Origin of the sequence: Mycobacterium sp. (genome assembly GCF_049683355.1) — a bacterium.
GTDB lineage: Bacteria > Actinomycetota > Actinomycetes > Mycobacteriales > Mycobacteriaceae > Mycobacterium.
Map to the genome: position 1 here is coordinate 1 of NZ_JBAUJB010000446.1, position 10,092 is coordinate 10,092.

7 protein-coding genes are annotated in these 10,092 nt (G+C 68.9%); all 7 read right to left on the reverse strand.

The genetic code is table 11. The features are described 5' to 3' along the window. Positions 1–1,475: arabinosyltransferase domain-containing protein (locus WA944_RS25485; protein WP_526647462.1), on the reverse strand; the 1,475-nt coding region annotated here is incomplete at its 3' end. 71 nt (positions 1,476–1,546) lie between these two features. Continuing rightward, positions 1,547–4,765: an arabinosyltransferase domain-containing protein gene (locus WA944_RS25490; RefSeq protein ID WP_526609252.1), complete on the reverse strand. Its 3,219-nt coding sequence runs from the start codon at positions 4,763–4,765 to the stop codon at positions 1,547–1,549. Positions 4,766–4,769: 4 nt separating this feature from the next. After that, entirely contained in the window at positions 4,770–6,638 is a 1,869-nt protein-coding gene (locus WA944_RS25495; protein WP_526369988.1) for an arabinofuranosyltransferase, read from the reverse strand. 36 nt (positions 6,639–6,674) lie between these two features. Further along, positions 6,675–7,448, reverse strand: coding sequence for a decaprenylphospho-beta-D-erythro-pentofuranosid-2-ulose 2-reductase (dprE2, locus tag WA944_RS25500; protein WP_526369980.1), 774 nt, complete (start codon positions 7,446–7,448; stop codon positions 6,675–6,677). Between the two features lie 13 nt (positions 7,449–7,461). Beyond that, the gene (dprE1, locus tag WA944_RS25505) at positions 7,462–8,856 is read right to left on the reverse strand and encodes a decaprenylphosphoryl-beta-D-ribose oxidase (RefSeq protein WP_526609250.1); all 1,395 of its coding nucleotides are present in this window, start codon (positions 8,854–8,856) and stop codon (positions 7,462–7,464) included. A gap of 32 nt (positions 8,857–8,888) precedes the next feature. Further along, the gene (locus WA944_RS25510) at positions 8,889–9,284 is read right to left on the reverse strand and encodes a GtrA family protein (RefSeq protein ID WP_526369990.1); all 396 of its coding nucleotides are present in this window, start codon (positions 9,282–9,284) and stop codon (positions 8,889–8,891) included. 51 nt (positions 9,285–9,335) lie between these two features. Next, on the reverse strand, positions 9,336–10,092 hold a 757-nt coding region (locus tag WA944_RS25515; protein ID WP_526647461.1), incomplete at its 5' end, for an HNH endonuclease signature motif containing protein.

The following is a 10,092-nucleotide window of genomic DNA, read 5'->3' on the forward strand; positions in this document are numbered from 1 at the left end:
ACGCTGTCCTCGACCATCACGAAGTAGTACCGCAGGAACTCCTGGTACCACGGGATGGTCGGGCCGACGACGTACTTGACGCGGGCCGACTCGGCGACGGCTGCCAGCGTCTGGTCGCGGAACACCACCACGAAGATCAGCGACGCCGACGCCAGGAACGTGGCAAGGGGGGCCAGCGCGGCCCCCGTTCCACCGGCCGCGCGGCGCTCGGCGACGATGCGGGTGATGGCGCGTGCGCCGACCAGCAGCGGTGCCAGCGCGACCAGGCCCTGCGGGGCCAGGGTCACACAGAACACCGCGACGACGATCGCCGCCGCGGCGGGAGTCAGCCGACGCGACCCCAGCGTGATCTCCACGAGCATCCACACGGCGATCACCCCGAACGCGATCAGCGGTTCGGGGCGTAGACCGTTGTTGAACGGCAGCCACGCGGCGAGGAACACCGCACCGGCGGTCCACACCGCCACCCGGTTGCGGGCCAGTCGGCCGCCGAGGCGCGGCAGCACACAACGGCTCAGGATCAGCCAGGTGCCGATGGCGGCGGCGGTGGCCGGCAACCGCATCCAGATGCCCGCGGTGCTGACCTGCGCCAGCTGGGCCAGGACGCTATGGTACCAGTCGAAGGGGGCCTCGGAGGTGCCGAAGAACCGGTAGTAGTTGGTGATGTAGCCGGCTTCGCCGGACACCCGGGCGATGGTCAGGTTGTAACCGTCGTCCGACGACTGCGGGCCGACGAAGTGCCACACCAGCAGCACCCCGATCACCCCGGTGTCGGCGAGCCACGTAGCGAGCCGGGCACGTCGGCGGCGGCGCTGCCTCGGCGGGCTTCGACCCGCGGCGCGGTCCAGCAGCGCCAGGGCCACGATCGACGCGACCACGCAGGCGACGCCGAGCACCATCACCGCAAGCTTGAGCGTGGTGGGCGAGGTGATGAACCGGGTGTCGACGTCGACGGTGGCGGACACGCCGGTATCTGATGTCGCCGCCGGGGCGGCTCCGGTATCAGCCGGCACCCGCAGCTCGGTGAAGAGACCCGCAACCTGCGGCTTCTTCTCCGCTGGGAGCGTGCCCGTAGCGCCGGGAATGCCGACGAAGTCGGCGCCCACCTCGCCGACGTTCGCCCAGATCCGGATCTCACTGCAGGCTCCGGACTCAACGGCCTCCCGCGGCGCCACGGCGGCGACCGAGTCCCGGAACGCCACGACGACGGCATCGGCGTAGGCGCGCACGAACAAACCGTTGCGGCCGGCCTCGATGCCGCCGGGCGGGATGGTGGAGAACACCAGTTCGCTGTCGTCGGGCAGCGTGGCCACTGCCTGGCAGGGGATCACGGCGTCGAGCGATCTGGGAGCGCCCGAAACGAGTGGGGCGGTGACGCTCTCGATGTTGCCGTCGCTGTCGACGCTCTGCGGCCACGCAATGGTGGCGGTCGTCTGGTTGACCGGTAGCAGCGGCGCGAGCGCGCAGAGCAGCATGCCGAGCACACCCGCGACGATCGCGATGAGGCGGGCAGTCCGGTCAGGCACGAGGCTCGATGGTAGGCGAGCTAGCTGAGACGCAGCGGCGCTGGGCTCCACAAGCCGCTGCGCGTCACCGAACCGAGATCCAATCGTGCCGGTTCGGCGGCAGGGTAGTAGGGGGTCAGCCGCTGCAGGGAGCCCCAGTCGCGGAACCAGTCGTGCTTCAGATAAGTGGGGACGGTGGTGGAACGCAGCAGCAGTTCGGTGATGCCCAGCGGGCCACCTCCCAGGTAATCCATCACCGGCGAGTTCGCCTCGGCACCGAACCGGTCGGGCAGGATGCGCCACCGCGGCACCTCGATGACGCCGTTGCGGTGGTCGAACGGGCGCTGGCAGGGGAACGCCAGCCCCACCAGCCAGTCGAGGAGCACCGGGTCCGTCGACCCGACCACGTCCTGAAGGGTGCGCAGCACCGGGATCCGGGGCGGGGTGAGGGCGATCCAGTGCTGTGGGCTGAGGTCGTCGTCGTTGGCGACCAGGCGGATCCGGGTCGCGTCGGCCGGGATCGTCGACAACGGCGCACGCAGGTTGCGCCAGGCCGGAGCGGCGCCGACGCCGATCAGGTCCATGCGGCCTGCCGGTTCGTCGTCCCCGGCGCCGGCCCATTCGACGGCCACCTCGGCGTTGTCGAACCGCCCGGCAGCCGACACGACGAGCAACGAGTCCGACCGGTCGTCCTGGCTCCACCCTGCTGGCAGCTGGTACCACGCCGACTGCAACCTGGCCGGTTGCTGGGTGCCGCTGCGCCAGCTGCCCATCAGCGGCGTGCGAGCCGGGTCGAGACCGTACGCCAACCGGGCGCGCGAGCCGTTGATCCCCGCGGCGGCGGTGGTTCCCCCCTCGGTGCCCGCCTCGATCTCGGTGGGTTCGCCGCTCGGGGTGTCGGCGAAGTTGCCCGCGCCGGACTCCTCCATCACCGGATCGGCGGACACATCGGAGGGAATCCCGTTGGGGCCGAACCCCACTACGGTTCCTGAGCCGACGGTGCCCAGCGCTTCGCCGATCGGCACCCCGATGGGCGTCAGCAGCCCGTCGTTGGGGTCCTGTTCCACCAGGACGTCCTCGGCCATGCCGCACGTCTTGCCGGTCAGCGACTCCAGGTTGGACCGGCCCACCGTCCACGCCGGGTACTGGCCGGTCATGGCCAGCGTCAGCGACAACACCTGGAAGACCACCAGCGCCCAGGTGGCCGTGGCCAGCGGTGCCTGGGCTATCGCCCGCCACCGGCGCTGGCCACCGTTGGGCGGTGCGCCGCCGCGGCCCGAGAAGTGGAACCAGGCCGCCACCACAAGGGTGAGCAGTGAGAGGCCGAGAAACACGGTGGTGAAGCCGATCTGCCACCGCGGGAAGTCGTTCGACCACGGCACACCGAAATTCGAGACGTACCACCAGCCGTTGACCGTCGCGAACGACAGCGCGGTGACGAACAGCACGGCGGCGGCGAACAACGTGCGGTTGCGGCGGGAGCCCATCGCCGCGGCGGAGACGGCGACCGCGGCCAGCGCACCCAGCGATCCGGCCAGCCCGGCGAACACGCCGAAGTGATGGGTCCACTTGGTGGGAGTGAACATCATCGCCAGGAACGCGATGACGGTGATCCCGATGATGCGCCGACTCGGGCCCAGCGCAGTGCCGGGGATCCTGCCCTTGCGCAGCGACATCGCCACCGCGACGGCAAGCGCGAGCAGCAACGTCAGCACCGCGAAGCGGCGGGCCACCGACCCGTCCGGGCTGGTGGTGAACAGGCGCGAGTAGCGGATGTGCTCGTCGAACCAGGCCAGGCTCGGGCCGACGGCCGACTTGAAGCTGCTGGCCTGCAGTTCGGCCGCCAGGGTCTGGTCCCGGAAGATCAGAAAGACCGCGACGGTGCCCGCCGCGGCGATCGGCGCGAGCAGCGCCGCGTAGCCGAACCGCGAAGTATGCGCGGCCACAATGGTTTTCAACGGACCGATGGCGACGAGCAGCGCGCCGATGGCGGCGATACCGGTGGGGCCGGAGAACAACGTCAGCGCTCCGATGATGACCGCCACCGCCACCGGCAGCAGCCTGCTGGTCGCCACCCCCCGCTCGACCGAACACCACGTCAGCAGGATGCCCAGCGCGATGATCGGCTCGGGGCGAAGCCCGTTGTTCAGCGGCAACCAGAACGCGAGGAACAACCCGGCGGCCGTCCAGGCCGCGGCCCGGCTGTGTTTGACGGCGGAGCCCAGCCGGGGGATGACCTCGCGGCTGATCACCCACCAGCAGGCCAGCCCCATCAGCAGCGTCGGCAGCCGCATCCACACACTGGTCGTGCTGACGTTGGCCCACAGCGCCAGCAGGTCGTAATACCAGCCGAACGGGGCCTCGGGCGTGCCGAACCAGCGGTAGTAGTTCGCCATGTAGCCGGCGTTCTCCGACACCCGGGCCATCGTCAGGATGTAGCCGTCGTCGGCGGTGTTGGCGCCGACGAAGTGCCACCACACCAGCACCGCGGTGACGACCCCGTCCAACGGCGACATCGACCACCATCGAGACGGCAGGAAACGCCGGTGGCGCATGCCGTCGGCCTGGTCGAGCACGTGCAGCGCGCCCAGTGAGATGACGGTCATCGCGACGCCGACGATCATCGCCAGCAGCTTCAGCACGGTGGGGGAGGTGCTGTAGCGCGTATCGAGGGTGGCCGAGAACTGCAGGCCCGGCGGAGCGGGACCGGACAGGTCGGTGAACACCCCGACGATCTGGGGGCGGAAGTCGTAGCCGCTGCGCTCGCCGCGCAGCGGTTCGCCGGCGGACTCGGAGTCGGGTCCGTGGGTGAGGCCTACGAACTCGCCGGTCACCTTGTCGGCGTGTGCGGTGAACCTCAGTTCCTCACACTCCGGGCTGAGTACCTCGCTCAGCGGGGCGCTGACCACCGGGGTGTTGCGGACGATGACAAGAAGGTCGTTGTTCACCCGCTCGATGAGCAGGCCGCGGTCGATGGCGTTGGGGGCCTGCTTGGGAACGGTGGACAGCAGCACGGTGCGGCCGGGCCGGTCCAGGCCGGCGGCGACACTGCACGGGACGCTGATCTCCAGGTCGGTGGCGACGTACCCGATCAGCGGAGCGTCGACGCTGCTGAGCACGTCATTCTGTGGCCAGTTCAGCTCGGCGGTGGTCTGGTTGACGGGCAGCAGCGGGGTGGCGATGGCCAGCATCGTGCCCAGCAGCCCGGCGACGATCGCGATGAGCCGCGCAGTGCGGTGGTTACTCGGCTCTCGGACCACGGGGCTAGATGCTAATTGGCTTGCGGATCGCCAGTACGAACGGCCCGATGGTTGTCACGTCGAACCGGCGGTCCTCGAACAGCGCAGCGTCCAGTGCGACCTGGTACCGGCGCACGTTGGGCTGGTTGGGGTAGACGTCCTCGGCCAGCCGCAGCGTATAGGTGTCCGTGGAGTCCCCGGAGCCGCCTTGGCGCATCAGGAACACCGACGGCGGCTCCCAGGGCAAGGCGTCGAGTGCGGCGATGAACTCGTCGGAATCAGAGAGCACCGACCAGCTCTCGATGGCCTCGGCGCGCTTCTCGAACTGCGCGAGCGGGTTGGCGTAGTGCGAGGTCAGCCCCTGGAAGCCGTAGTACGGGTAGTACGACAGGAAGCTGTAGTCGGCGGTCAGGACCACGGTTTCGTCCCGCGGACGTTCGGTGACCTGCTGGATCCGGTCGTCGATCTCCGCGTAGTACTGCGCCGCACCCGGCGGACGACGGTCGGCACGCTGTCCGTACCCGTCGGTGTCGGTGTAGGCGACGACGATGTCCGAGCGCAGCACGTCGGGGATGTCCTGGCTGAACGTGACCGCGCCGAGCGCGCCCACCGCGGTGGCGACCGCGACGACCCTGCCCGCGTTCTCGGTACGGACCCGCGAGGCAAGTGCCCGGGTCGCCTCGATGAAGCCGAAGGCGCCCGCCGCGGTCAGCAGGATCGTCAGCGTCGGCTGCAGCCGGAACGACAGCAGCGTGGTGCCGGCCAGCGTGGTGAGCATCGACAGCAGCGACCAGGCGTACCCCGCCAGCACCGCCACGGCCAGCGCTCCAGCGCGGGTGGAGGTGCGTGCACGGATCACCAGCCACAGTGTGCCGAGCATGCACAGCGCCCCCAGCAGGGTGAACTGCAGCATCGGGAAAGCCAGCTGGGCGCCGTCGACGGGCAGGTAGTGCTGGGCGGTGCCGCTCGCGGCGCGTTCCCCGCGGACCGCGGCGAGCAGGTAGGGACCCCAGCCGATGAGGGCCAACAGGCCCGAGATGGCCGCGATCGTCAGCAGCCGCAGCAGCGGATCCCAGTGCCGGCGTGACACGGCGAGCAGCACCGCCATGATCGCCAGCGTGAACGCGGCATAGGCGAACAGCAGGGTGTAGGACAGCGCGGCGACGCCGAGGAACAGACCGGTGCCCACGACCGCGGCCCAGCCGCCGCTCGGCCGGACACCCGGCTCGCCGGGGGCCATCCGGCCCCTCAGGCCCGACCACGCGAGGACGAACACCGGCGGCAGCAACACGGCGATGACGGCGGCGTACGGCTCGGCGGGGGTGTACGCCAGTGCTGCGGCCGCGGTGGCCGTCGCCACCACCAACGCATACTCGAAGCGAATCATGTTGGCCCACAGGACGAACGCCAGCACGATCGCGATCGTGATCGAGATGATCGACCAGGGTTTGAACATCTCCCACGCCGGGATGCCGGTCAGGTCGGCGAGGCGGCCGCCGATCCAGAACCATCCCGGGGGGTAGAACGGCGGCAGCCCCATGTAGGTCATGTCGTGCAGCCCCGGGGAGTCGGCGAAGCGGGTCATGTACTCAGTACGGAACTGCTGGTCCACCGAGATCCCGAAAAGGTAGAGCTTGGTGGCGCCCAACGGCATCGCGAGGGTGACGACCGAGAACGCCGCCAGGAACACCGTCGAGGCCAGCCATGCGACATGAGCGCGGCCGCGCCGGTACAGCCAACCGCCGGCGAGCAGGCCGACCAGGCACCCGACCTGCCCGACGGTGGTCAGAGCGTGCAACTGGTTCGACGAGTTGTAGGCGGGCCAGTCCACCCGGCCGATGGCGGCCAGTGCCACCACGGCGAGCGCCGCGGCGACCAGCGCCGCCACCACCATCTGGCTCCCGGTGGCCAGCACTCGTGTACCCACGGATCAGATGGGTAGCTTGCGGAAGATCGGCCGTGGGATGTGGCGCAGCACCATCATCACGTATCGGAATGCGCCGGGGGCCCACACCAGGTCTTTGCCCTTGGCCGAGGCGGTCACCGCGAGTTCGGCGACGTACTCCTTGTCGACGGTCAGCGGAGCTTCCTTGACGTGCGCGCTCATCCGGGTGCGCACCTGGCCGGGCCGGATGACCAGGACGCGGACGCCGTACTCCCGCAGAGCTTCTCCGAGGCCCAGGTAGAAGCCGTCGAGTCCGGCCTTGGTGGAGCCGTAGACGAAGTTGGACCGCCTGACCCGCTCGCCCGCCGCGGAGCTCATCGCGATGATCTGGCCGGACCCCTGGGCCCGCATCTTGTCGCCGAGCAGCACCCCCACCGAGATCGCCGCGGTGTAGTTGATGTCGGCTATCTGCACTGCCTTGCGCTGGTTCTGCCAGAGTTCCTCGGCGTCGCCGAGAAGCCCGAACGCCACGATGGCGACGTCGACGTCCTGCGGGTGTTCCCCGCCCCAAGCCGCGTCGATCACCGCCGGATGGCTTTCGGTGTCGACCGCGTCGAAGTCGATCACCTCGACGGACTTGGCGCCGGCATCCTCCAATTGCTTCTTGGCTGCCTCGCGCAGCGGATCGCCGGGCATGCAGGCCAACACGATCCTGGCCTTGGCGTTGCGCAGGTAGCGCTCACAGATCGCCATGCCGATCTCGGAGGTGCCGCCGAGAAGCAGGACCTTCTGCGGGTTGCCGGTCGCATCAAAAACCATGGGAGAACACCATCTAGAGAAGCTCCAGTCGACGGGCCATGTCGGAGACGAACACACCGTCGGGGTCGACCTTGCGGCGCAGGGCGATCCACTCGTCGATACGGGGATACATGGCGTGGAAGGTCTCGGCGGTGGTGCGCGAGTCCTTGGCGGTGTAGAGCCGGCCTCCGAACTCCAGCACCCTCTTGTCGAGGCCGTTGAGGAATTCGTTGAGACCGGGCTTGATCTGGAAATCGACGCAGACGTTCCAGCCTGGTATCGGAAAGCTCAGCGGTGCTTGGTTTCCCGGCCCGAAAAGCTTGAAGACATTGAGGAACGAATAGTGTCCGGAGCGCTGGATGTCGTACAAGATCTGCTTGAACTCATCCACGGCCTCGGTGGACACCACGAACTGATACTGGCCGAAACCTGCTGAGCCGTAGGCTCGGTTCCATTCACCGACCATGTCGAGGGGGTGGTAGAACTGCGTCAGGTTCTGCGCCTTGCCGCGGTAGGTTTTGCCCATTCGGTACCACGCCGCGGTCATCGCGCCGAAGACCAGCTTGTTGCCCAGTCCGTTGGGGAACACGTCGGGGACGGTGAAGTACTGCGGCGCATCGAATTTCAGCGGGCCGCGTTGCAACTTTTTCGGCAGCTGGTCGATGGTGGCCAGCGAACCGCGGGAGATGACAGCCCGGCCCAGTGCCGGCGGCGGGCTGATCGCGTCGAACCACGCGCTGGAGTAGGTGTAGTTGTCTTCGGTGCCGTCGCTGTGGAAGGCGATGGTCTCGTCGAGGCCGCTGGTGACGTCGCCGTCGGCGATGAAATAGGCGGTCTCGGTGGGTGTCATCTTGATGGTGGCCCGCAGGATGACACCGGTGAGACCGTTGCCGCCGACCGTCGCCCAGAACAGATCGCTGCCGGGTCCGCTGGGGGTCAGGTGGCGGACCTCGCCGTCGGCGGTGAGCAGTTCCAGGGAGTGCACGTGGTTACCGAAGCTGCCAGCGCTGTGGTGGTTCTTGCCGTGGATGTCGCAGGCGATCGCGCCGCCGATGGTGACCTGTCGCGTGCCGGGCAGGACGGGCACCCACAGGCCCAGCGGGAGCGCGGCGCGCATCAACTGGTCGAGGTTCACCCCGGCGTCGACATCCACGACCGCGTCGTCGGTGTTGATCGAGTGGATGCGGTTCACCACGCTCATGTCGATGACGAGACCGCCGCCGTTCTGGGCGTTGTCGCCGTAGGAGCGCCCGAGTCCGCGTGCCACGACCCCTCTGCCGCCACGGCGGTCGTCTCCGTCAGCTACCTGGGTCACCGCCTTGACGATGACGTCCGGATCCGGGGTCGACAGCACCTGCGCCACCGACGGGGCGGTGCGGCCCCAGCCGGTCAGCCGCTTCGCGGTGGTCGGGAAATCGGTGCTCAACATCGTCACAGAGGGTACCGCTTGGCTCCCAGTGGTCAGCGCAGGCGGAAGATGACGGTGCGCTGGACGATGAAGTTGATCACGGTCGCTGTGCCCTGGGCGATGACAAACGCGACCGGCACGCGCCATGGATTGTCATCGAGTTCCATGTAGAAGATGTAGTTTATGCCGACCTGGACGGCGTACGTCACCGCGTAGAGCACGACAACTGCGATGAACCGGGCGGTGCTGGGCGGCGCCTGGAACGTCCACCGCCGGTTGATGAGGTACGCCGTGGTGGTGCCCGCAATGAAGCTGAGGGTCTTGGCGACGTTGACGTGCAGCCCCGCGGCCAGCAGCGCCACGTACAGCGTGAAGTCCACGATGGCAGCCAGCCCGCCCGTCGCGACGAACCGCCAGATCTGGGTCCCGAGGCTCAGCTGCGGTGATATCGGGGGCTCGGCCACCCGGGCAGCTTACGGGCTGGGGTGTGCCACCCCGTTTCAGAAGGGTGGTGGTTTGTTGTGTTCGGTGACGAGGTCGTTGTTGAGGCGGCGTTCGGCGGTGATGCTGTGGGCGCGGTTCTGGGCGCGGGTGTGTCGGCGTCGGGGCATCATGGCGCCGCGTTGGTCGGTGGTGGTGTTGGTGCTGCGGGGTGGGTCGGCGTCCCACAAGGCCGCGGTGGGTGGGCTCAGCGCGGGGAACAGGGCTGTTCCTGCGGGGTGGGTGGTGTAGGTGTGACCGGTGGGGCTGGTCCAGATGATGGTGCCGTCGGGTAGTTGTCGGTCGTGCCAGCCGTTCTTGCCGGTCCAGAAGGTTTTCAGCAGGTGGTGGAAGCGGCATAGGCATTTGCAGTTGGAGGCGTGGGTGGGTCCGACCGGGTAGGGCACGGTGTGGTCGATGTCGGCATCGGTGGCGGGGGCGTCGCAGCCGGGGAAGCGGCAGGTCAGGTCGCGGCAGCGAATGAAGTCGGCCAGTGCGCGGGAGGGGGTGTAGCGCGGTTCGGGCGGGGCCAGGCCGGGGTGGGTGACGGTGCGCAGCCGGGCGCGCGCCAGCAGCGGGTCGAGCAGGACCGCGGGCAGGATCCCGGCGCCGAACACAAACGCCGGCGCCGCAGGCGCGCAGGGTTCGGGGCCAGAATCGCCGCCGTCCTCGTCATCGGGACCGCCGCCGCCGTCGCCATCACCATCACCGCCGCCGCCGCCGCCATCGCCATCGCCATCGCCGCCGCCGCCGTCGCCATCGCCATCGCCGCCACTG